The sequence below is a fragment of the Halanaeroarchaeum sp. HSR-CO genome (assembly GCF_024972755.1).
In the GTDB taxonomy this organism is placed as follows: Archaea; Halobacteriota; Halobacteria; order Halobacteriales; family Halobacteriaceae; genus Halanaeroarchaeum.
This window is the reverse complement of sequence record NZ_CP087724.1, coordinates 2,630,760-2,652,958: the sequence shown is the minus strand read 5'-3', so window position 1 is coordinate 2,652,958 and position 22,199 is coordinate 2,630,760. Positions and strand designations below refer to the sequence as shown.

Here is a 22,199-nt window from a genome sequence, read left to right as displayed (position 1 = left end):
CGGCACGAGACGGCCGGGGTTAATCGTGGCGCTCCGCGGCGAGGGCTTCGATGTCGGCCTCGGTCGGATGGTCGGGCAACGACTCCATGCAGGAAAAGCACAGGAAGTGCTCGGTCCCATCTTCCAGTTCGAGGGTCATCCCACCGGTCTCGGTGTGATCGAGCGTCCAGAAGTTCGCGATGCCGCCCGCTATCGGCACGTCTCGTCCGCAGACGGCACAGCGTTCGCCCATGGTCTCCGTCCGGGACGCGGACCCAAAAGCGTGGCCGTCGGCCCCGCTGGCGGCGGTATCTTTACCACTCGCTGATACGAATTCCTCCTCATGCGCGTCGACTGCGAGGGGTGTGCTGGCTGTTGTGTCGACTGGCGCACGCTCGGCCCCGTGGCCGAACACGAACGCGACGGTGCCCACCGTCCCCTCGACGACGTGTACAACCTGGTCCCGCTCTCGCGGGACGACGTACACGCGCTGCTGGACGCGGGGCTGGCGGACGCCACCACCCCTCGTCTCTGGACCGCCGACGAAGGGCCATCGGTCACCGTCGATGGCCACGATATCGCCGCTATCGACGGCAAGCCCGTCTTCTTTCTGGGCCTCCGGAAGGTCCCGAAACCGGTCGCGCCCTTCGACACCGACCCACAGTGGCTCCCGACCTGTGTCTTCCTCGACCCGGAGACCCTGCAGTGTCGGGTGCACGACGCGGAGCCCTACCCCGAGGAGTGCGCCGCGTACCCCGGGTCGAACCTCGCGCTCGGGGCCCAGACCGAGTGCGAGCGCGTCGAGGAAACGATGGGCGGCGAGCGATTGCTCGACCGAACACCCCCATCGGATGCCGATGGCCCGCTCGTGGGCCCCCAGGCCGTCGGCCAGAAGGTCTTCGTCTACCCCGAGGCCGACGCGCTGACCGGGATCGTCGACCGGGCCGCCCGGCAGGCGCTCACGGCCGAGGACCGCGCCCGGTTCGTCGCCGCTGCGGCCGCCGGGTCACCGGGGACCACGGAGACCGACGAGACGCACTACGAGACCGCTCTCGAGCGCGCCCGGGCGGCCGATTCCTGGGCCGGGCGGGCGATCGCGTCGTGGACGGACCGGGCCGAGACCGCCGACCCCGACCCCGAACTCGGTCGCGAGGTCGAAGACGAGCGAGGGGCGCCACCGACTCCCGGATGGTGAGGAATCGGCTGGTAGGCTTATGCGGGCGGCGCCCGATGATTCGAGTATGCAAGTACTGGTGACCGGCGCGACCGGGTTCGTGGGTTCGCATCTCGTTCCCGCGCTCCTCGCGGCCGGGCACGACGTCCGGGCGCTCGTGCGGGACGAGACACGCTACGACGGTCCCGAAGCCGTGACGCTGGTCGAGGCGGATCTGCTCGACGCGTCGTCGCTCGAGGGGGCGTTCGACGGGTGTGAGGCCGCGTACTACCTCGTCCACTCGATGGGCGCCGCGGGGGATTTCGAGGAGAAGGACCGGCGGGCGGCCCGGAACTTCGCGGAGAAGGCGAGCGAGGCAGGCGTCTCGCAGGTCGTCTACCTCGGGGGGTTGGGCGGTGAGGACGGGACGCTCTCGGAGCACCTGCGGTCGCGCCGCGAGGTCGAGGCGGTCCTCGAGGGCGGCGAGTACGACCTGACCGTCTTCCGGGCAGCCATCGTGGTCGGGGCGGAGAGTTCGAGTTTCCGTATCGTCGCCGCTCTGACCAAACGCCTCCCCGTGATGATCACGCCCGAGTGGGTCCGCACCCGGTCCCAGCCCATCTACGTGGACGACGTGGTCGCCTACCTCGCCGGCGCCATCGAGACCGACGCCGCGCGGGGCCGAACGTTCGAGATCGGTGGGCCGGAGGTCCTCACCTACCAACAGATGATGCAGCGGACCGCCGCGGCCCTCGGCCGTCGACTGTTCGTGATCCCGGTGCCGGTGCTCACGCCTCGGCTGTCGGCGTACTGGGTCGACCTCGTCACCGACGTCCCGGCCTCGGTCGCCCACCCGCTCATCGAGGGCCTCAAAAATCCGGTCGTCGTGAACGACGATAGCGTAACGGACGTCATCGAGGTCGATCTGACGCCCTTCGACGAGGCGGTCAGAAAGACGTTAACGGAGATGGGAGAACCGGTCGTCGATGGGTGAGGACCTGGACCCGGCCGACCTGCGGTTGAAGTACGGAGAGACCTGGGTCTTCGAGAGCATCGTGGGCGCCATTCCCGGCATCGACGTTTCCGATCGTACCGCCCTCGCGCTCCAGTTGGTGGTGTTCGAGGCGATCGTGGTTCTGGTCGCGGCCGCCTACGGCCGGTGGCAGGCCGTCCTTCCCGGCACCGCGGCCGTCCTGGTCGCGACCGCGGGGAGCGCCCTCATGCTCGACATCGGGCGTCGCGTCAGGCGGGCGGCGGTGCCGGATACCTATCGGCAGTTGCTGTTCTCGAGCAGCCTCGAGGTCGTCCTCGGCGTCGTCGGGTACGCGACGGTGCTCACCATTCTGTTCGCCTATCAACCACGGCACGGGCCGACGCTCCTCGAATCGGTGCTCGGCCCGCAGGTTCCCCTGCTCGCGGCGTTTCTCTTCTTCGTGATCCTCTGGGACATCGCCTATCGGGTGGGTACCGGCTGGTGGATCGCGCTGCTCGCCCTCTGGCGGGCGGTTACACTGGACGTCGAGGGACAACTCGCGGACGAAGTCCGGGCCATCGACTATCGCACGGCCGCGTTCGGTGTGGTGCAACTGGTCTTGCTTCCCTTCGTCTGGGAGTTTCCGCTACTTGCGGCAGCGCTTCTCGGGCACGTCCTCGCAGTATTCGTCGTCATCGCCGGTGCCCGCCTGAAAACCGGTCCCTAGTTGGATTTGATCTCCTCGAACTGTTCGAGGAGTTCGTCTGCGGAATCTCCCGAGTCGTACTCGATCGACCCCTCGTAGGAGTTTCGCGTGTCGTCTTCGCTCATGTCCACGGTGGCGTTCTTCCGCTCGCGACGTTCGTATTCGTCTTCGTCGTAGGCTCCCAGTGACATGCCAATCCTACCCACGAATTTGGCATGTAGGGATATATATGTAACGGAGGTTCGTGTGGAAACGGGCGGCCGGAGGATTGGTGGGTGGCCGGACGGCGTGAGCGGTCGACTACTCAGAAGGAGACCGGGTCGGGACCGTAGACGCCCATCGGGGTCGGGTCGCGGTCGCTGTAGCCCTTGCGGCCGATGGCCTTGCTGGTCAAGGAGGCATAGACGGCTTGCTGGGCCTCGAAGGCGGACTCGAAGGACTCCTCGCCGGACCGTTCGATGACGGCCCCCAGTGACTCGTCTCCGTTCGGCAGAGTCAGTTCGTGGTCGCCGTGGCGGTCGGTCAGTTCGTCGGCCGTCAGCGGGTACGACTGGGACTCGAGCAGGTCGGTCGTCTGATTCAGTGTCATCGACTGAAGGGACCGGACGGAGACGCAAGTAAATTGTGCATGAACGATAATGATTGTTATGCTATGACACTTTGTGATTAAATGTCATGGTCTGCGGACGGGCGGAGGGCGATCGGCGTCGACGCGACCGTGCACAATCGGTTTGAGGACCCGGCCCCCAGTCTCGGGCATGGTCTACGCCGACCTCCACGTCCACACCGACGTCTCGGACGGGTCTCTGTCGCTTTCGGCGGTGCCAGCGGCCGCACGTCGGTCCGGGGTCAGTGTCGTGGCCATCACGGACCACGACCGCATTCACCCCGGGCTGTCCCATCCGGTGACGGTGATGGACGGCGTCGAGGTCGTGCACGGCATCGAACTGCGCGTCCAGGCAGCCGAGCAGCGCGTCGACCTCCTCGCGTATGGCGTGACGCCGACCGAATCGCTCCGGGCGGAACTGGCCCGCATCCAGCGCGACCGTGTCGAGCGCGGGCGGGCCATCGTGGAGTGCGTCGAGGACCGGCTCGAGGTCTCGCTCGACGTCGACCTCGTCGAGGGCGTCGGGCGGCCCCACGTCGCCCGCGCGGTGGTCGACCACGGCGATACCGCCTACGAACGTCTCGGCGACGTCTTCGAGGACCTCATCGGCGAATCAGACCCGTGTTTCGTGGCTCGCGACGTCCCGGCGTTCGCCGACGCCCTGCCACTGCTGCAGGCGTCCAGCCACCTCGTCTCCCTCGCCCATCCGTTCCGGTATCCCGACCCGGAAGGGGCCCTGGCGCTCTGCGAGCACCTCGACGCGGTCGAATCGGTCTACCCCTACGACGGGGCGCGCGGCCACGGCGGGGAGCCGGCCACCGACGCCGCGCTCCTCGCCGAGACGGTCGAGGAGTACGCCCTCGTCGAGACCGGTGGGAGCGACGCCCACGGGCGTCGACTCGGGCTCGCCGGCCTCTCTGCGGCGCAGTACGACCGCGTGGCCGAGCACCTTCCGGTTCCGTGACGTTCAGGTGTGTCGGCCACCTATCCTCACTCATGCAGTGTCACTACTGCGACCGGAGCGCCGACCTGACCGTCGAGAAGGACGGCGTGCACGTTGCCCTGTGCGAGGAGCACTTCCAGGAGCAACTGGAGTCCCTGGCGGCGTCCGACGCCCTCGACGAGGTCCGGGAGCAGCTGGACGTCGATCGGGCCTGAGCGCCGGCACCAGGTGGGTGACGCCGGGAGCTCATTCCGTCTCGTCGATTTCTCGCTCCGCTCGTCGCACGATCTCACGAACGGCGAGCCCCGTCTCCGTCGCGACCGCGACCGCGTCGTCGTACTCGGCACTCGCGTCGTACTGGACGCCCCCGGTGTCGGTCCCGACCTTGACGCCGACCTCGAAGGTCTCCCCGTCGATAGTCAGCGTGACGGGCTCGACGGTCCGGTCGGCGACCCAGCGGTGCGCCGCGTCGATCACCCGGACGCCGAGCGTCCCGGTCTCGCGCGCCAGCCGAGCGGCGACGGCCCGCGCGTCTGTCGGTGCCACGATCACCTGCACGACGTGGCCGGGCCGTGACTTCTTCATCCCTACCGGGGCGATGGCGACGTCCAGGGCGCCCGCTTCCGCCAGCGTCTCGTGCAGGGACCCGAGCACCTCGGGCGTCACGTCGTCGACCGTCGTCTCGACGACCGCGATGGGTTCCCGTCGCAGGGCGAGTTCCTCGTCGGCCGCCGTACCGTCCGTTTCGGGCCGTCCGCCGTCGCCGACCAGGACACGGAGGACGTTCGGCCGGTGCGGATAGGTTCGCGATCCCGCACCGTACCCGACGGCGTCGACGTCCAGCGCGCGGAGCGCCTCGACACCCTCGCCGAAGTGGCTGAGTAGTGCGGCACCGGTCGGCGTCAGCAACTCGCCCTCGACCGGGCCGCCGGCCAGCGACCAGTCGGCCCGTCTGGCTATCTCGACCACCGCCGGTGCCGGGATCGGGTACGTCCCGTGGGCCATCGACACCTCCCCCGATCCGGCGTTGACCGGCGGGACGACGACTCGTTCTATCTCGAGGTCGGCGAGCAACAACGCCGTCCCGACGACGTCGGCGATGGCGTCGTCCGCCCCGACCTCGTGGACGGTCGTGGCCGCCAGATCGGTGCCGTGGACCCGCGACTCGGCCTCGGCGAGCACCGCGAACGTCGCGACGGCGTCCTCGCGGACCCCTGGCGGCAGGGCCATCTCGTCGACGATCGCGACGATCTCGTCCAGGGTTCTCGTCGGCCCGTGCCCCTCGGCGTGGTTGTCGTGGCTTCCGTCCCCTCTGTCGTGCTCGTGTCCGTGGGAGTGGCCCTGATCGTGTTGGTCGCTCTCGTGGTCGTGTGCGTGTGCATGGTCGTGGCCGCCCTCGTGTGTCCCGCTCTGGTGGCTACCATGCTCGTCGGCCGCCGTCTCCGTGTACTGCACCGAGACCGTCGTGGCCTCGATGCCGTTCCTGTCCACGGTCTCCACGATGTACCTGACGGGCAGGACGGCTTCGACGGGGGCCAGCGCAGACCGGTCGGCGCCCGCCGCGAGCAACGCCCCGAGCAGCATGTCACCGCTGGCACCCATCCGGCCGTCCACGGCAAGCGTTCGCATCGAGAGGAGATGGGGGCCCCGAGCGAAAAAGGCTCGCGTTCCCGGGGGCGGTTGGTTTTTCCCTTCGGATGGCCGGAGAGATAGCATGGACATCCAGGACCTACTCGCGGACGTCGCCGCGGGGGAGCGAACCGTCGAGGAGGCGCGACGGGCCCTCGACGGGTACACGCGCGTCGACGACTTCGCCCGGCTGGACACCGGGCGGGCGGACCGGGCGGGCATCCCGGAGGTGGTGCTGGGGGAGGGGAAGTCCACCGACCAGCTCCGGGCTATCGCCGAGTCGTTCCTCGACGACCGCGGCCACGTCGTCCTCACCCGGGTTGACGGTGGGGCGGTCGGGTCGCTCGAGCCTCTCGGGAGCGAGGCCGACTGGCACCCGGACTCGAACGTCCTCGTGCTCCGAGCCACCGACTACGAACCGCCGGAGTGCGAGGGAACGGTCGCGGTCGTGTCGGGCGGAACGTCGGACGTCCCGGTCGCCGAGGAGGCGGCCGTGACGGCCCGCGAGATGGGCTGTACGGTCGAGACGTACTACGACGTCGGCGTGGCGGGGATCCACCGCGTCCTCTCCGAGGCCGACGCCCTGGCTGCGGCCGACAGCATCGTCGTGGCCGCGGGTCGGGAGGGCGCGCTGCCGACGGTCGTCGCCGGTCTCGTCGACGTCCCGGTCATCGGTCTCCCGGTGTCCATCGGCTACGGCCACGGTGGGGACGGGGAGGCCGCGCTCGCCGGGATGCTGCAGTCGTGCACCGTGCTCTCGACGGTGAACATCGACGCCGGCTTCGTCGCCGGCGCGCAGGCGGCACAGATCGCGCGGAACTGAGCAATTCGATCACTCCTAGCCGTCCGGACTGACGCTGCCGGTCCGGTAGCCTTCGAGGTCGAGCGCGACCGCGTCGAACCCGGCGGCGCGAACGTGCTCGTCCGCCGCCCGGGCGAATTCGGGATCGAGGGCGGCCTCGAGTTCCTCGGCACCGATCTCGATGCGGGCGAAGCCGTCGTGGTCGCGCACACGGAACTGGTCGAAGCCCCAGTCGCGCAGGAACTGCTCGGCTTCTTCGATGCGGGTGAGCCGCTCCTCGGTCACTTCCTGCCCGGTTGGAATGCGCGAGGAGAGACAGGCCATCGACGGTTTCTCGGCGACGGAGAGGTCGTACGCCCTCGCGATCTCCCGGACCTGTTCTTTCGTGACGTCGTGGGCCAGGAGTGGGGAGTATGCTTCCTGCTCTTCGACCGCGCGGAGGCCGGGGCGGTGCCCGCCACTGGCGTCGCTGGCGTTCGTCCCGTCGCAGACGGTATCGATGCCGAGGTCGCGGGCGGCCTCGGACAGTTCGCCCAACCGCATCGTTCGGCAGTGGTAACACCGGTCGTCGTCGTTCGCGACGAACCGCTCGTCGTCGAGTTCGCTGAAGGAGACGCGTTCGTGGCGGATGCCGATTTCGTCGGCGACCCGCACTGCTGCCTCGAGTTCGGCCGCCGGGAGCGTCTCGCTCTTCGCCGTTACGGCGACGGCATCGTCACCCAGGGCGTCGTGAGCGAGGGCGGCGACGACGGCTGAGTCGACACCACCACTGAAAGCGACCACTACCCCGTCTCGGCTGCGGAGGTCGGCCCGGATGTCGCGGACGGTGTCGGCGATATCTCCCATCGGTCGTGGTCGGTATGCGCGAGACGGCCCTAACGGTTTCCCTCGAAACGGTCCTCGCCCCGATCGCCTCAGAAGCAGTCCGTCCCCTCGAGACAGTGCTCGCGGGCGACCGATTCGTCGAGTTCGATGCCGAGACCGGGCGTCTCGGGGACCTCGATGTAGCCGTCCTCGATGAGCGGTTCGTCGCGGGTGTGGAGGTCGTCCCACCAGTCGACCTCGAGGGCGTGGAACTCCAGGACGTCGAAGTTCGGGATGGCCGCGCCGAGGTGGACCATCGCCATCGTGCCGATGGGGCTGGTGACGTTGTGCGGCGAGAGGGGCATGTACTGCTCCTCGGCCCGGTCGGCGATCCGCTTCGTCTCGGCGAGGCCGCCGACCGTCGAGGGATCGGGCGTCACGATGTCGACGCCGTGATCGTAGATGAGTTCGGAGAGTTCGTGGACGCGAAAGCGGTTCTCCCCGGTCGCGATGGGGGTGCTCGTCGAGCGGGTGACCTCCTTCTGGGCCCGCATGTTCTCGGGCGGGATGGGGTCCTCGAGCCACATCAGGTCGTAGGGCTCGAGCTTCGTCGCGAGTCGCTTGGCGCTCTCGGTGGCGTAATCCCAGTGACAGTCGAAGGCCAGGTCGACGTCGTCGCCGATCTCCTCGCGCACGGCCTCGACGATGTCGACTTTGTACTGGATGGCGGCGTTGGAGACCCGACCGTTGTAGGGGTCGGGGTCGTTGTCCATCGGGAGGTCGAGGTCGAACTTGAGCGCCGTGAAGCCCATGTCGACGACCTGGGCCGCGGCGTCGGCGTAGGCTTCGGGCGTGTAGGCATCCTCGTCCGCGTACTCCGTGAACCCGTCCTCGACCTGGTAGGCCTCGCCGGCGTGGACGTCGGCGTAGATGCGAACCTCGTCGCGGAACTTGCCGCCGAGGAGCTGATAGATCGGGACGTCGAGGACCTTGCCGGCCACGTCCCAGAGGGCGAACTCGATACCCGAGGCGGCGGTGACGACCTTGCCGGTCGTGCCACCGTGGCCGGACATCTCCTGGATGATCCGGCGGAACAGGCGCTCGACGTCGAGGGGGTTTTCACCGATGAGAAAGCGCTTGGTGTACTCGACGATCTCGGGGACGCCACCGCCGCGGTAGGCTTCACCGATGCCGGTGACGCCGGCGTCCGTTTCGATTGTGATCAGGTTCCACTCGAAGTTGCCCTCGACGACGCACGTCTTGATGTCGGTGATGGCGACGTCGCGGTCCGGTGCTCGGTTCGTGGTGTGATTGGCGTAATCTCTCATCAGTAGCGGAAGTTCTCGATTGCGTCTTCGTCGAGCGGGACACCGTGTCCGGGCGTGTCGGGAAGCTCGATCGTGCCGTTCTCGGGTCGGAGTGGGGTCTGTACGATGTCGTCGAAGACCTTCACATCCATGTCGCGGTAGAAGTATTCGATCCAGAGGCCGTTCTCGATGGCGCCGACCAGCGAGGAGTGGAGGTTCCAGTTGTAGTGTGGCGCGATGGGGATGTCGTAGGCGGCGGCGTAGTGAGCGATCTTGAGCCACTCCGTGATGCCACCGCAGACGGTCGCGTCGGGTTGGAGGATGCCAGCGGCGCCGGTGTCGACGAGTCTCGCGAAGTTGTGCCGCGTCCCCTCGAGTTCCCCCGTCGCGACCGGGTAGGACAGCCCGTCGTTGACCGCGGCCATCGTCTCGACTCGGTCGATCATGACCGGTTCCTCGATGAAGTACGGGTCGTACGGTTCGAAGGCCCGCCCGGCCCTGAGCGCCTCCGTGGTGGTCGGATAGACGCCGTTGGCATCGAGCAGCAGCGTCGTGTCGTCCCCGATCTCGTCTCGCACGGCCGCCACGCGCTCGACCTCCTCGTCGACCGACAGCCGGCCGATCTTCATCTTGACGACGTCGTGACCCTCGTCGAGGTACCGTCGCATCTCCCCGCGAAGCGCATCGTGGCCCTTCTCGTCGCGGTAGTAGCCACCGCTCGCGTACGCGGGAACTTCGTCGGCGTAGCCACCGAGGAGTTTGTAGAGCGGCTCGTCGGCCGCTTTCGCCTTCACGTCCCAGAGGGCGATGTCGACCGTCGAGATTGCACGTAACAGAAGACCCGTTCGACCGATCTGGACGGTCCCCTCGTACATCTCCTCCCAGAGTCGTTCGGTGTCTCGTGGATCCTCGCCGACCACCATGGGCGCGAGCAGGGATTCGACCGCTTCCGCGATGAGCGGTGCCCCTTCGTAGCCGAGCGAGTAACCGACCCCTTCGATACCGTCCGTGGTCCGGACGTAGGTTATCGCGTGGTCACGATACTCGATCGTCCGGTTGGAAAAGGAGACCGGCGTCTCGAGTGGGAGCTTTACTGGGATCGATTCGACCGATTCGATTTCCATGGAGAAGAGCGGTGACATTGCCTGATAAATGTTCACATTACTGGGGCGGCCGGATAGTTTTACACTGCTCTGTGGCCTGTGAGTTGCCATGGACTTTCCGGCCCGCGAATCCGTCGAGGGACTCATCGACCCCCTCCCACTGCCCGAATTCACGCGCATCACGTACGAACCCGAGACGACCGCCCTGGACGACGTCGGGGCGATCGCCCGCCAGGAGGTCGAGGTGCTGCCGTTCGACGACCTCGACCAGGGTGATACGGTCGCCATCGGGGTGGGCAGTCGCGGTATCGACAACCTCGTCGAGATCACCAGCACGGCGGTGGCGACCGTCCGGGACCTCGGGTACGAACCGGTCGTCGTACCGGCGATGGGGAGCCACGGTGGGGCGACCGAAACGGGCCAGCGAGACGTCCTCGAGCACCTCGGTATCGACGAAACGACCGTGGACGCCCCGATCGACGCCCGGATGGACGCGACGCGGGTCGGCGAGGTGACCGTCGGCGAGACGGCGATGCCGGTCTTCTTCTCGACGGCCGCCCTGGAGGCCGATGGCGTCGTCGTGATCAACCGCGTGAAGGCCCACACCAACTACACCGGGCGCTTCGAGAGCGGCCTCACGAAGATGACTGTCGTCGGTCTGGGCAAACAGCGGGGCGCGAAAACGTTTCACTCGACCGCCATCGCCGAGGGATACGAGGAGACACTCGAAGCGGCTCTCGACGTCATCCTGGACGCCGCACCGGTGCTGGGTGGGGTCGCCCTCGTCGAGAACTTCCACGAGGAGACCGCGCTCGTCGAGGCGATACCGGCCGGGTCGTTCACCGACCGCGAACCCGCACTGCTCGAGCGGGCATACGAGGAGATGGCCACCCTGCCCGTCGACGATATCGATCTGCTCGTCGTCGACGAGATCGGCAAGGACATCTCGGGCGCCGGAATGGACACCAACGTCATCGGGCGGTATCGCGTCCTGAACGCGCCGGATCCCGAAACGCCGGCCATCAAACTCATCTACGTCCGTGGCCTCTCCGAGAAGACGAGCGGCAACGGGAACGGCATCGGCCTCGCCGACCTGACCCGGCAGGCGGCCATCGATCAGCTGGACCTCGAGAAGGCCTACGCCAACGCGATCACGAGCGGGTCCCTGGAGAAGTCCAAACTGCCGGTCGTGGCGCCCGACGACGAGATCGCGCTGCGCATCGCGCTCGCCTCGCTCGGCGGCTACGATCCCGAGACGGTCAGGGTGGTGTGGATCGAGAACACCCAGGACCTGGGCGAACTCGTCGTCTCCGATGCCGTCCTTTCTGACCTCCCACCCGCGGCGAGCCCCGTCGAGACCGTCTCGGTCACGTTCGAAGACGGGACAGCACAGCGTTCCATCGACTGAGTGGCGTCGATTGCCCAAACGCCAACTATTTCCCGTGCCACTCTGCTTGGAAGGATTATGGACTTCGAGATTGCAGGCAATGCAGCACTCATAACGGCTTCTTCGAGTGGCCTGGGCAAGGCGTCGGCGAAGGCGCTCGCCGCCGAGGGTGTTAACGTCGTGATCAACGGTCGCGACGAGGAGCGACTGGCCGAAGCGAAAGCCGAGGTCGAAGCGGTCGCGACCGGGGAGGTCGTCGCCCAGGCTGGCGACCTGACCGACCCCGACGACATCGAGACGCTCGTCGACCGGACCGTCGAGGAGTTCGACGGCATCGACCACCTCGTGACGAGCGCCGGCGGTCCGCCGTCTGGCTCGTTCCTCGACACCGACGACGAGGACTGGTACCAGGCCTACGACCTCCTGGTGATGAGCGTCGTTCGCCTCGCCAGGGCGGCCGAACCGCACCTCCGCGAGGGCGAGGGCACCATCGTGACCATCACCTCCCGGAGCGTCAAGGAGGCCATCGAGAACCTCGTGCTCTCGAACTCGGTCCGCATGGGCGTCATCGGTCTCGAGAAGACGCTCTCCCAGGAGTTCGCGCCGGAGATCCGCTCGAACGCGGTGCTCCCGGGTCCCCACGAGACCCAGCGCATCAAGGATCTCGTCAACCAGGCCGTCGAGCGGGGCGACTACGACTCCTACGAGGAGGGGCTGGCGGACTGGGCCGGAAACCCGCTCGACCGCATCGGCGATCCGATGGAACTCGGCAACACGGTCGCCTTCCTCTCCTCGCCGAAGTCCGGATTCATCAACGGAACGGCCATCCCCATCGACGGGGGCGCAACCGGGTCGAACCTATGAGGGCTGTCTCTTTGGACGAAGTGACCGTCCAGCAGTACGACTCCGGGACCGATCGCCAATGAAGTTCCTCGCCCGCACCGCCACCGGCGACCCGCTCCTGGGTGACGAGGCGGGGTTCGTCCCGCTCACCGCGGTCCACCCCGACGTCGAGAGCGTTCGCGACGCACTCCCGCTGGCGGCAGCCGGCGACCTCGGTGCCGTCGACGAGGCGACCGCTCCGCGGGTCGAACCCCGGAACCTGTCCTTCGGTGCTCCCCTCGAGCGGTTCGGCAAGCTATGGGGCATCGGCCTCAACTACGAGGAACACGCCGGCGACCTCGACGAGGACCGTCCGACCGAACCCGCGAGTTTCCACAAACCCGCGAACACGCTGGCCGGTCCCGGCGGTCCGATCCGCCTGCCGCCGACCGACCAGTCCGAGCGCGTCACCGCCGAGGCGGAACTGGCGGTCGTGATGGGCCGCGAGAGCAAGAACCTGGAGGCCGAGCAGGTCGACGACGTCGTGGCCGGCTACCTCCCGGTCATCGACATGACGGCCGAGGACGTCCTCCAGCGTAACCCACGGTTCCTGACCCGGGCGAAGAGCTACGATAGCTTCCTCGTCGTCGGCCGGGCCATCGCGGTCCCCGAAGCGTCGATGGAGTTGGCGGATCTGACCGTGACGACCGAGGTGAACGGGTCGGTCGAGGCCTCGAACGAGATCCGTAACATGCTCTTCCCGCCGCGCGAGATCGTCCGCTTCCATTCGCACGTCATGACCCTCGAACCGGGCGACGTCTTCAGCACGGGCACGCCGGGTGCGGCACCCATCGACCCGGGTGATCGGGTCCGTGCGATCGTCGACGACGTGGGAACGGTCTCGGCACCGGTCGTCCGACCGCGTGACTGATCCGAACCACGGTCCCGTCGGTGACGATTCATCGACATTTACTCCCTCGATTCCTTCGACGTTCTATTGGACAGTGGTGGACGGATTGGTCGCTATCGAGCACTACCGGGCCCGATCTGGCCCGTCGGCTTCTCCATCACTGCTGTCGATTCGATCGTCTCCGTCGCACTGACGCCTCCGCTATCGCGATCGATCGGGATTCAGTATCGGATGGTCGACGAATCCCAGTCCCGAAACTGTTCGACCACAGACATTCGACGTCAACCGGGCGTCGGGACGCCGTACCGGAACCGACGAAATGTCTACACTCTAAACATCACGTATTATGGAGTAAGATTATTATACACCCAGCCATTTGATACCGTTGGACATGGACGAAACTGGTGTGAACCGGCGAAAGTTCCTGTATGGCACAGCCACGGCTGGAATAATCGGTCTTGCAGGATGTACCGGCAACGGCGACGGCGACGGCGGCGACGGTGGCGATGGCGGTGACGGTGGCGATGGCGGGGACGGCGGCGACGGTGGCGACGGAGCAGACGAGACCACCACCGAATCCGGAGACGGAGGAGACGAGGAAGCAGAATCGGTCTCGCTCCGCGTCGGCACCTCTGCGGGTGGGACGAAGGACGTCGGCCTGGCGGTCGAGCGCGCAGTCAGTCAGCACAGCGACATGCTGGACTACGCGACCGTCGAGAGTCCGGGGTACATCGGGACGCTGTATCGGATGGACCAGGACCAGTTCCCGGCCGGTATCACGGACAACAACTCGATGAACAAGGCGCTGAACGATACGGGTGCGTTCTCGGAGCAGTCCGTCGACTCGATCCCCCTCCAGGGATTCTCGGCGTTCCCGTACAGCATCTACTTCATCGCACGCGAGGACACGGACATCGAGACGTTCGACGACCTCGCGGGCAAGAACGTCTATCCGGCCGAGCCGGGCTACTCGACGCGCGCGACGACCCTGGACGTACTCTCCCAGGAGCCGACCAAGGACGTCTACGACCAGATGAACATCATGAACATGGGCGTCGGCGACGCGCCGGGGGCCATGGAAGAGGGCCGCATCGACGCGTCCATCGCGTACGGTACCCCCGGAGTCCGGTACACTGGCTTCGTGACCGAGATCGCGTCTCGTATCGACGTGAAGTACGTCGAGCCGACGGACGCGCTCATCGAGTCCGCCGAGTCCTTTGCCGGCGCCGGCACGACCCGGACGGCCTACGACGAGTGGTCGCTCGGCGACCAGGACATCGGCACGGACGAGGTGTTCACCTGGGACCTGCAGGTCAACTACGTGTTCAACCCGTCGGCCAACGCTGATGCGGTCTACGAACTGTGCCGGGTCGTCGACGAGCACAACGACACGGTCAACGAGGGCGAAGCGCAGTTCCTCGACTACGAGTCCACCGAGGACATGCTGGGCCAGATCATCGAAGGCGAGGACTTCCCGGTCCACCCGGGTGCCGCCCAGTACTACAAGGACAACGACGTCTGGGGCTCCGGCAACTACGTCGAGCCGTAAGTAGCCGACCCGTCGCCACCGACCGACCTCGACCGATCCGCCTGCCAACCATACCAATATTTCACGAGACGATCAATGAGTTCACAAACAGCCCAACGAAGTGGCCTCGTCTCTCGCGCACTTGGCGCGCTAGACGTCACGGTCACCGTGGCGGCGGTGGCCTTCTGGGCTATCGTCCTCTACTGGGCGTACTCTCAACAGATATCGCGCGTACAGTACGGGGTCATCTTCGTGGGGGCGATCCTCACGGTCTACGCCCTGGATCAGACTCGGCAAGCCATCGAGGCGGGGGACACGGTCGACGCGTTCGTGTTGCTCCCGGCCTCTATCGTGCTCATCTCGGCCTCCGTCTACTTCGCGTCGAACTTCACGCAGGTGTACGTCATCCAGCAGGGGTACGCGCTGGAACACGAGTACATGATCGCGCGGCTGATCATCCTCTCGATCCTGTATCTCACCTGGCGGGAGTTCGGAAACCTGTTTTTGGGGCTGATCGGCGGCGTGATGATCTACGGGATGTTCGGCGACGCTATCGAGGGTATCCTGGGCCACGGTGGAATGGTCGAGTTGACCTTGCTGCAGACGCTGGTCACCGACCTGTACGGCTTCTACGGCAGTCTGACCCAACTGACGGCGGCGTGGATCGCACCGTTCCTGCTGTACGCGGGGTTGCTGTTCGGCTACGGTGCGTTCGACCTGATCCTCCGCCTCGCCATCCAGTCGGCGAAGTACATCGAGTCCGGGGTGGCCCAGACAGCGGTGCTCTCCTCTGCGGTCATCGGCTCGATCAACGGCTCGTACACGGCGAACGCGGCGATGACGGGTGCGTTCACCATCCCGACGATGAAAGAGAGCGGGATGCCCGCCCACAATGCGGCGGCGATCGAGTCGGTCGCCTCGACATCTGGCCAGGTCCTGCCGCCGGTGATGGGGGCGTCGGCGTTCGTGATGGCCTCGTACCTGCAAGTGCCGTACATCCAGATCGTGATCGCCGGACTGATCCCGGCAGCCGTCCTCGTCGCGAGCATCGCCATCGCAGTCCACTACACGGCCATCAGCGACGCCAGCGACCAAGAGATGGAGTTCTCGGAGTTCTTCGACGAGGCGCTCACCACCCGCGAGAAGTGGGTCGAGGGGGTCCGCCTGGGGGTTCCGTTCCTCGTGTTGATCTACCTGCTGGGGATCGCGCAGTACACGGTGATGACATCGGCGCTGTACACCATCGTCGCGAGCGTGGTGCTGGGCGTCTCGATCCCCACGGTCTCCCAACTGCTCACTTCGGAGGGACAATCGATGAGCGCCGAGTTCGTCGACCAACTCCGTAACACGGTCGCCGGGTTCCGCCGGGGTGCGATCATCCTGGCACCGATCGCGATCATCCTGATCGCCATCAACGGGGTCATCTCCATCTTCCAGGTGACCGGCGTGCCGAACAAGATCGCGTTGATGATGATCGAACTCTCCGGCGGCGTGTTGCTGTTCGCGGTCTTGCTGGGGATGGCCGTGGCGATCCTGATGGGGATCGGGATGCCGACGGTGGCGGCGTACGTGATCGTGGCGATCCTGATCGCGCCGACGTTCATCGCCGATTTCGGTATTCCGCCCATCACCTCCCACTACACGGTGTTCTACGCGGCGATCCTGGCTGGGATCACACCACCGGTGGCGACGGCGGTGGTCGTGACCTCGGGCATCGCGGAGGCGAACTTCTGGCGGGTGAGTGGCGCGGCGATCAAGATCGCGGCGCCGCTGTTCATCCTGCCGGTGACGTTCGTCTACAATCCCGCCATCGTGTCCTTCGATCTGGGGATGCCGACCGTGGTCGCGGGTCTCCTGGTGCTGGCCGGCGCCGTGACGATGATCTACGGGCTGAATTACCCCTTCAAGACTGGGTTCGTCCGGACGCTGCTGTTACGAGCCGGCCTCACCGTCCTCGGCCTCGTCGTGATGGTTCACCCCAACCAGCTCCTCAAACTCGCCGGGTTCGGTGTCTTCGCGCTGGTCTTCTTCGGCGAGAAGGTGATGATGAAGGGGATGGCCCTTCCGTTCACGGGGGTGGGACAATGAGCGAGACCGAATCGGCTGTCGAGGATTCGACCGAGGACGTGGGGGGCCTCGAGGAGATCCTTCCAGACCCGCTGGTGCCGATCTACGAGCGGTGGCTCCTCGTCGACGAGTTCCGCGAGACCCACGGGGACACGTACACGGGCGTCCTCGAGGCGATCGTCGGGGCGGTCCTCATCGGCGGGTACGTCTACTGGCTGTACCTGTTCTTCACTGCCGGGTGACCGGCGATCCCGGCCGCCACCGGCTTCCGCGTGGATCACGACACGTTCCGGTTCGGCAGCGATATGGTGGTCACCCGTGCAGCGGCCGCTCGCGCGGTTGGTCTGATCGATCGTTGTCACACTGGACGACGGACCTCCCCTGTATATTACGAAATATCGATATGAATTTGAGTGTGAAATATCGGGGACGTGACGTGGTTTCTCGCGGAACCGACAGCGAACCATCAGAATTGTTATGGCAAGACTATTATGCCCCACCTGATTCCATAGAGCATGGACGAATCTGCCATGAACCGACGGAAGTTCCTGTACGGTAGTGCGACGGCCGGCATCATCGGCCTTGCTGGCTGCGCCGGCAATGGTGGCGACGGTGGCGACGGTGGCGATGGCGGGGACGGCGGCGACGGAAGCGATGGTGGCGACGGCGACGACGGTGGCCTTTCGATCAGGATCGGCACCTCGACGGGCGGGACCAAGGACGTCGGCCTCGCAGTCGAGCGTGCGGTCAGCCAACACAGCGACCTCGATTACTCGACGGTCGAGAGTCCCGGATACGTCGGGACCATCTTCCGGCTGGACCAGGACCAGTTCGACGGTGGCATCACGGACAACAACTCGCTGAACAAGGCCCTGAACGACGAGGCCGACTTCGCGGACAAGTCCGTCGATTCGGTCCCCCTCCAGGGATTCTCGGCGTTCCCGTACAGCATCTACTTCATCGCACGCGAGGACACGGACATCGAGACGTTCGACGACCTCGCGGGCAAGAACGTCTACCCGGCCGAGCCCGGCTTCTCGACGCGTGGGACGACCCTGGACGTGCTCTCCCAGGAGCCGACCAAGGACGTCTACGACCAGATGAACATCATGAACATGGGCGTCGGCGACGCGCCGGGGGCCATGGAAGAGGGCCGCATCGACGCGGCCATCGCGTACGGGACGCCCGGTGTGCGGTACACCGGCTGGGTCTCCGAGATTGCGGCCCGCATCGACGTGAAGTACGTCGAGCCGACGGACGCGCTCATCGAGTCCGCCGAGTCCTTCGGCGGGGCCGGCACGACCCGGACGGCCTACGACGAGTGGTCGATCGGCGACCAGGACATCGGCACGGACGAGGTGTTCACCTGGGACCTGGAGGTCAACTACGTCTTCCACCCCGACGCGGACCCCGACGCGGTCTACGAACTGTGCCGGGTCGTCGACGAGCACAACGACACGGTCAACGAGGCCGAAGAACAGTTCCTCGACTTCGAGACCACCGAGGACATGCTGGGCCAGATCATGGAGAGTGAGGACTTCCCGGTCCACCCGGGTGCCGCCCAGTACTACAAGGACAACGACGTCTGGGGCTCCGGCAACTACGTCGAGCCGTAAGTAGCCGACCCGTCGCCATCGACCGATTTCGAACGGTTTCGACCATCACCTTTCACAGCTACCACCAATGAGCTCCCAAACGGCACAACGGAGTACCACCGTATCCACCGCACTCCGCGGCCTGGATATAACCGTCACGATCAGTGCCATCCTCTTTTGGGCAATCGTCCTCGGGTGGGCGTACACCCAGCGGATGTCACGCGTCCAGTACGGCGTCATCTTCGTGGGGGCGATCCTCACGGTCTACGCCCTGGATCAGACTCGGCAGGCCATCGAGGCAGGCGACAAACTCGACGCGTTCGTGTTACTGCCCGCCTCCATCGTCCTCATCTCTGCAGCGGTCTACTTCGCGTCGAACTTCACGCAGGTGTACGTCATCCAGCAGGGGTACGCGCTGGAACACGAGTACATGATCGCCCGACTGATCATCCTCTCGATCCTCTACCTGACCTGGCGTGAGTTCGGGAATCTCTTCCTGGGGCTGATCGGCGGCGTCATGGTCTACGGACTGTACGGCGACGCCATCGGGGGCATCCTGGGCCACGGCGGGATGGTCGAGTTGACCTTGCTGCAGACCCTGGTCACGGACCTGTACGGCTTCTACGGCAGCCTGACCCAACTGACGGCGGCGTGGATCGCGCCGTTCTTGCTGTACGCCGGCCTGCTGTTCGGCTACGGCGCGTTCGACCTGATCCTCCGCATCGCGATCCAGTCGGCGAAGTACATCGAGTCCGGGGTGGCCCAGACGGCAGTGCTGGCGTCGGCGGTCATCGGTTCCATCAACGGTTCGTACACGGCGAACGCGGCGATGACCGGTTCGTTCACCATCCCGACGATGAAGGACAGTGGAATGCCGGGCCACGATGCGGCAGCGATCGAGTCCGTGGCCTCGACCTCCGGGCAGGTGCTACCCCCGGTGATGGGTGCGTCGGCGTTCGTGATGGCCTCCTATCTGCAGGTGCCGTATATCCAGATCGTCATCGCGGGTCTCGTCCCGGCGGCCGTCCTCGTGGCCAGTATCGTCGTCGCGGTCCACTACACGGCGATTAGCGGCACGAGTGACCAGGAGATGGAGTTCTCGGAGTTCTTCGACGAGACGCTGTCGACCCAGGAGAAGTGGGTGGAGGGCATCCGTCTGGGAATCCCCTTCATCGTGTTGATCTATCTGCTGGGGATCGCGCAGTACACGGTGATGACCTCGGCGCTGTACACCATCGTCGCGAGCGTGGTACTCGGTGTCTCGGTGCCGACGGTGATGCGACTACTCGACGACTCCGATACATCGGCCACCGCCGAGTTCGTCGAGCAGCTCCGTAACACGGTTGCCGGGTTCCGCCGTGGGGCGCTGATCCTGGCACCGATCGCGATCATCCTGATCGCCATCAACGGCGTCATCGACATCTTCAGCGTGACGGGCGTACCGAACAAGATCGCGCTGTTGCTCATCGACCTCTCCGGCGGGGTCCTCCTCCTTGCGGTCTTGTTGGGGATGGCCGTGGCGATCCTGATGGGGATCGGGATGCCGACGGTGGCGGCGTACGTGATCGTGGCGATCCTGATCGCGCCGACGTTCATCGCGGACTTCGGGATTCCGCCGGTGACGGCCCACTACACGGTGTTCTACGCGGCGATCCTGGCGGGGATCACGCCCCCGGTGGCGACGGCGGTGGTCGTCACGGCGGGCATCGCGGAGGCGAACTTCTGGCGGGTGAGCGCGTCGGCGATCAAGATCGCGGCGCCGCTGTTCATCCTGCCGGTGACGTTCGTCTACAATCCCGCCATCGTCTCCTTCGAACTGGGGCTCCCGACGGTTATCGCCGGCACCTTCGTGTTGCTGGGTGCGATCACGATGATCTACGGGCTGAACTACCCCTTCGAGACGGGAATCGGGAAGACGTTCGCCCTGCGCCTGGGCCTGAGCGTGCTCGGTATCGTGGTGATGGTCCACCCGGGTGAGATCGTCAAACTCGGCGGCATCGCTATCTTCGCGCTGGTCTTCTTCGGCGAGAAGGTGATGACGAAGGGGATGCGCATCCCGTTCACGGGGGCAGAACAATGAGCGAGACCGAATCGGCTGTCGAGGACTCGACCGAGGACGTGGGGGGCCTCGAGGAGATCCTTCCAGACCCGCTGGTGCCGATCTACGAGCGGTGGCTCCTCGTCGACGAGTTCCGCGAGACCCACGGGGATACGTACACGGGCGTCCTCGAGGCGATCGTCGGGGCGGTCCTCATCGGCGGGTACGTCTACTGGCTGTATCTGTTCTTCGTCGTCGGCTAGTCGAGGGCGCCTCTGGGCTGCCACTCGGCCGCTCGCTCCACGTCCAGGGGGATGTGCCCGTGGCCTGTCTTTACCTCGGCCAGGTACTCCTCGAGCGCCGGTCGGTACTCGGGATGGGCGCACTCTTTTACGATCAGTTCGGCACGTTCGACCGGCGAGAGACCGCGCAGGTCGGCGACGCCCTGCTCGGTGACGAAGACGTCGACGTCGTGTTCGGTGTGATCGACGTGGAAGGTCATCGGGACGACCCGGGAGACGTCCTTGCCGGAGAGCTTCGAGGGGAGCGCGACGACACTCACGAGCGAGTTGCGGAAGAAGTCCCCCGACCCGCCGATGCCGTTGATCATCCGCGACCCGCCGACGTGGGTCGAGTTCACGTTGCCGTAGATGTCGACCTCGACGGCGCTGCTGACGCCGACGACGCCAAAGCGGTCGATGAGGCCGGCGTGGTTGGAGACGTCGGCGGGCCGGAGGACCACGTCCTCGGCGTAGCGTTCGACGTCCGCGAACAGCCGGCGCTGGCCGTCCTCGGTCAGCGCCAGCGAGGTGGCACTCGCCGCGCTCAACTGCCCGGCGTCGAGCATGTCGAATAAACCGTCCTGGATGACCTCGCCGAAGTACGCCAGCCGGCGGTCGCCGATGTCCAGGCCCTGTATCTCGGTCATGAGGGCGTTGCCGAGCGATCCCACCCCGAACTGGAGGTGCAGCGCCTCATCGAAGGCCGGCGAGCGCGCCATCTCACTCGCGAGGAAGTCCCGGAGATTCGCGGCGATGGTCCGGTCGACCGACGTCGGCTCTCGGAACGTGTACGTCGAGTCGGGACGGTCCGTTTCGACGACCGCACGGAGGGAGTCCGGATCGAATCGAACGACCGATTCGCCGATGCGGTCCCCCGCTCGGTCGATGGGGATGGACTCCCGGTTCGGTGGCCGTCCGGGCCGGTAGACGTCGTGGATGGCCTGCAGTTCGAGTGGCTGGGCGTGGTTGACCTCGACGATCAGTTCCGGGGCAGCGTCGACGAGCGCCGGCGTCTGCCCGAGCGAGGTCGAGGGGACGAACCACCCCTCGCCGACGGCGACCGCCTCGACCACGGCCACGTCCGGGTCGACCAGCCCGCCGTACTCCACCTCGTCGGCGATGGCGGAGGCGTGGCGGTCGCTGAACGCGAGCGATCGGTCGTTGCTCGCCCGACGGGCGACCGACGAGGACTGGTAGGTGAACCGGCGTTCGATGCTCCCGGACTCGACGAGGTCGACGTCGATCTCGTCGCCGACCTTCCCGCTATGGACCAGCGTGAGCGAGCGGTCGCGGTCCGAGGCGGCCAGCGCGAGTGGGACGGCTTTCGGATAGCCGACGCTACCGAAGCCACTCGTGAGGACGGTGTCCTTCTCGCCGATGGTCTCCGCCGCCTCCGCCGCGGTGGTCGTGGGGAGGGACCCGTACAGACGCTCCTCGACGGGGTCGGGTATCGACCGCGAACCGGTCATCGGTCGTCGGCTCCGGGGGTGGGCGAGTCGGCAGTCGGTCGGTCGACACGGACGAGCGAACGGCCATCGATCGTGTGGTCTTCGGTGGTGGGGCGC

Annotated in this window: 23 protein-coding genes; 15 read left to right on the top strand and 8 right to left on the bottom strand. The window is 66.2% G+C overall.

Annotation, left to right across the window (positions count from 1 at the left end; all coding sequences use genetic code 11):
• Window positions 1-19: 19 nt before the first annotated feature.
• Entirely contained in the window at window positions 20-232 is a 213-nt protein-coding gene (locus HSRCO_RS13835; RefSeq protein ID WP_259518227.1) for a hypothetical protein, read from the bottom strand.
• A 90-nt stretch (window positions 233-322) separates the two neighbouring features.
• On the opposite strand from HSRCO_RS13835, the gene HSRCO_RS13830 reads away from it, so the two are divergent.
• Genes HSRCO_RS13830 through HSRCO_RS13820 form a run of 3 tightly spaced genes read left to right on the top strand, consistent with a single transcriptional unit; the run spans window position 323 to window position 2,832 of the window.
• Window positions 323-1,174: a YkgJ family cysteine cluster protein gene (locus HSRCO_RS13830; RefSeq protein WP_259518226.1), complete on the top strand. Its 852-nt coding sequence runs from the start codon at window positions 323-325 to the stop codon at window positions 1,172-1,174.
• 46 nt (window positions 1,175-1,220) lie between these two features.
• Complete coding sequence (locus tag HSRCO_RS13825) at window positions 1,221-2,126, top strand: NAD(P)H-binding protein (protein WP_259518225.1); 906 nt, start codon at window positions 1,221-1,223, stop codon at window positions 2,124-2,126.
• Window positions 2,119-2,832 (top strand): hypothetical protein, encoded by a 714-nt coding sequence (locus tag HSRCO_RS13820; protein WP_259518224.1) that lies wholly within the window; start codon window positions 2,119-2,121, stop codon window positions 2,830-2,832. Before HSRCO_RS13825 ends, HSRCO_RS13820 begins: the two co-directional genes overlap by 8 nt.
• On the opposite strand, the gene HSRCO_RS13815 is transcribed toward HSRCO_RS13820, so the two are convergent.
• Both HSRCO_RS13815 and HSRCO_RS13810 read right to left on the bottom strand, forming a co-directional pair.
• Complete coding sequence (locus HSRCO_RS13815) at window positions 2,829-3,002, bottom strand: DUF5786 family protein (RefSeq protein ID WP_259518223.1); 174 nt, start codon at window positions 3,000-3,002, stop codon at window positions 2,829-2,831. The two genes, HSRCO_RS13820 and HSRCO_RS13815, sit on opposite strands and share 4 nt — an antisense overlap.
• A 113-nt stretch (window positions 3,003-3,115) precedes the next feature.
• Window positions 3,116-3,400, bottom strand: a complete 285-nt coding sequence (locus HSRCO_RS13810) for a DUF2795 domain-containing protein (RefSeq protein WP_259518222.1) — start codon at window positions 3,398-3,400, stop codon at window positions 3,116-3,118.
• A gap of 169 nt (window positions 3,401-3,569) precedes the next feature.
• Between HSRCO_RS13810 and HSRCO_RS13805 the strand changes: the two genes are divergently transcribed.
• Window positions 3,570-4,382, top strand: a complete 813-nt coding sequence (locus HSRCO_RS13805; RefSeq protein ID WP_259518221.1) for a PHP domain-containing protein — start codon at window positions 3,570-3,572, stop codon at window positions 4,380-4,382.
• Window positions 4,383-4,414: 32 nt separating this feature from the next.
• Window positions 4,415-4,576, top strand: a complete 162-nt coding sequence (locus HSRCO_RS13800) for a DUF6757 family protein (RefSeq protein WP_259518220.1) — start codon at window positions 4,415-4,417, stop codon at window positions 4,574-4,576.
• A gap of 31 nt (window positions 4,577-4,607) precedes the next feature.
• Here the strand turns inward: HSRCO_RS13800 and larC are convergent, their stop codons facing one another.
• On the bottom strand, window positions 4,608-5,990 hold the full coding sequence (gene larC, locus HSRCO_RS13795; protein ID WP_259518219.1) for a nickel pincer cofactor biosynthesis protein LarC: 1,383 nt from the start codon (window positions 5,988-5,990) through the stop codon (window positions 4,608-4,610).
• Between the two features lie 91 nt (window positions 5,991-6,081).
• Here larC and larB point away from each other — a divergent pair, with 91 nt between their 5' ends.
• On the top strand, window positions 6,082-6,813 hold the full coding sequence (gene larB / locus HSRCO_RS13790) for a nickel pincer cofactor biosynthesis protein LarB (RefSeq protein ID WP_259519809.1): 732 nt from the start codon (window positions 6,082-6,084) through the stop codon (window positions 6,811-6,813).
• A gap of 15 nt (window positions 6,814-6,828) precedes the next feature.
• Here the strand turns inward: larB and larE are convergent, their stop codons facing one another.
• From larE to HSRCO_RS13775, 3 genes are all read right to left on the bottom strand, one after another.
• Window positions 6,829-7,638: an ATP-dependent sacrificial sulfur transferase LarE gene (larE, locus tag HSRCO_RS13785; protein ID WP_259518218.1), complete on the bottom strand. Its 810-nt coding sequence runs from the start codon at window positions 7,636-7,638 to the stop codon at window positions 6,829-6,831.
• A gap of 68 nt (window positions 7,639-7,706) precedes the next feature.
• Entirely contained in the window at window positions 7,707-8,924 is a 1,218-nt protein-coding gene (locus tag HSRCO_RS13780; RefSeq protein WP_259518217.1) for a mandelate racemase/muconate lactonizing enzyme family protein, read from the bottom strand.
• A complete protein-coding gene (locus HSRCO_RS13775; protein WP_259518216.1) occupies window positions 8,924-10,027 on the bottom strand; it encodes a mandelate racemase/muconate lactonizing enzyme family protein in 1,104 nt (367 codons plus the stop codon). The genes HSRCO_RS13780 and HSRCO_RS13775 overlap by 1 nt, the downstream gene beginning before the upstream one ends.
• A gap of 88 nt (window positions 10,028-10,115) precedes the next feature.
• On the opposite strand from HSRCO_RS13775, the gene HSRCO_RS13770 reads away from it, so the two are divergent.
• The 9 genes from HSRCO_RS13770 to HSRCO_RS13730 all read left to right on the top strand — a co-directional run bounded on the left by HSRCO_RS13770 (window position 10,116) and on the right by HSRCO_RS13730 (window position 20,616).
• Window positions 10,116-11,414 (top strand): DUF362 domain-containing protein, encoded by a 1,299-nt coding sequence (locus HSRCO_RS13770; protein WP_259518215.1) that lies wholly within the window; start codon window positions 10,116-10,118, stop codon window positions 11,412-11,414.
• Window positions 11,415-11,471: 57 nt separating this feature from the next.
• Window positions 11,472-12,257, top strand: coding sequence for an SDR family oxidoreductase (locus tag HSRCO_RS13765; protein WP_259518214.1), 786 nt, complete (start codon window positions 11,472-11,474; stop codon window positions 12,255-12,257).
• A gap of 58 nt (window positions 12,258-12,315) precedes the next feature.
• A complete protein-coding gene (locus HSRCO_RS13760; RefSeq protein WP_259518213.1) occupies window positions 12,316-13,146 on the top strand; it encodes a fumarylacetoacetate hydrolase family protein in 831 nt (276 codons plus the stop codon).
• A gap of 370 nt (window positions 13,147-13,516) precedes the next feature.
• Window positions 13,517-14,674 carry a TAXI family TRAP transporter solute-binding subunit gene (locus HSRCO_RS13755; RefSeq protein ID WP_259518212.1) on the top strand — a complete coding sequence of 386 codons (1,158 nt, stop codon included), beginning with the start codon at window positions 13,517-13,519 and terminating at the stop codon, window positions 14,672-14,674.
• A 75-nt stretch (window positions 14,675-14,749) separates the two neighbouring features.
• Window positions 14,750-16,741 carry a TRAP transporter fused permease subunit gene (locus HSRCO_RS13750; protein ID WP_259518211.1) on the top strand — a complete coding sequence of 664 codons (1,992 nt, stop codon included), beginning with the start codon at window positions 14,750-14,752 and terminating at the stop codon, window positions 16,739-16,741.
• Window positions 16,738-16,962 (top strand): hypothetical protein, encoded by a 225-nt coding sequence (locus HSRCO_RS13745; RefSeq protein ID WP_259518210.1) that lies wholly within the window; start codon window positions 16,738-16,740, stop codon window positions 16,960-16,962. The genes HSRCO_RS13750 and HSRCO_RS13745 overlap by 4 nt, the downstream gene beginning before the upstream one ends.
• Before the next feature lie 273 nt (window positions 16,963-17,235).
• Entirely contained in the window at window positions 17,236-18,336 is a 1,101-nt protein-coding gene (locus HSRCO_RS13740; RefSeq protein ID WP_259518209.1) for a TAXI family TRAP transporter solute-binding subunit, read from the top strand.
• Between the two features lie 67 nt (window positions 18,337-18,403).
• Window positions 18,404-20,395, top strand: coding sequence for a TRAP transporter fused permease subunit (locus tag HSRCO_RS13735; RefSeq protein WP_259518208.1), 1,992 nt, complete (start codon window positions 18,404-18,406; stop codon window positions 20,393-20,395).
• Entirely contained in the window at window positions 20,392-20,616 is a 225-nt protein-coding gene (locus tag HSRCO_RS13730; protein WP_259518207.1) for a hypothetical protein, read from the top strand. The genes HSRCO_RS13735 and HSRCO_RS13730 overlap by 4 nt, the downstream gene beginning before the upstream one ends.
• Here the strand turns inward: HSRCO_RS13730 and HSRCO_RS13725 are convergent.
• Window positions 20,613-22,103: an acetyl-CoA hydrolase/transferase C-terminal domain-containing protein gene (locus HSRCO_RS13725; RefSeq protein ID WP_259518206.1), complete on the bottom strand. Its 1,491-nt coding sequence runs from the start codon at window positions 22,101-22,103 to the stop codon at window positions 20,613-20,615. The two genes, HSRCO_RS13730 and HSRCO_RS13725, sit on opposite strands and share 4 nt — an antisense overlap.
• Window positions 22,104-22,199 lie beyond the last annotated feature (96 nt).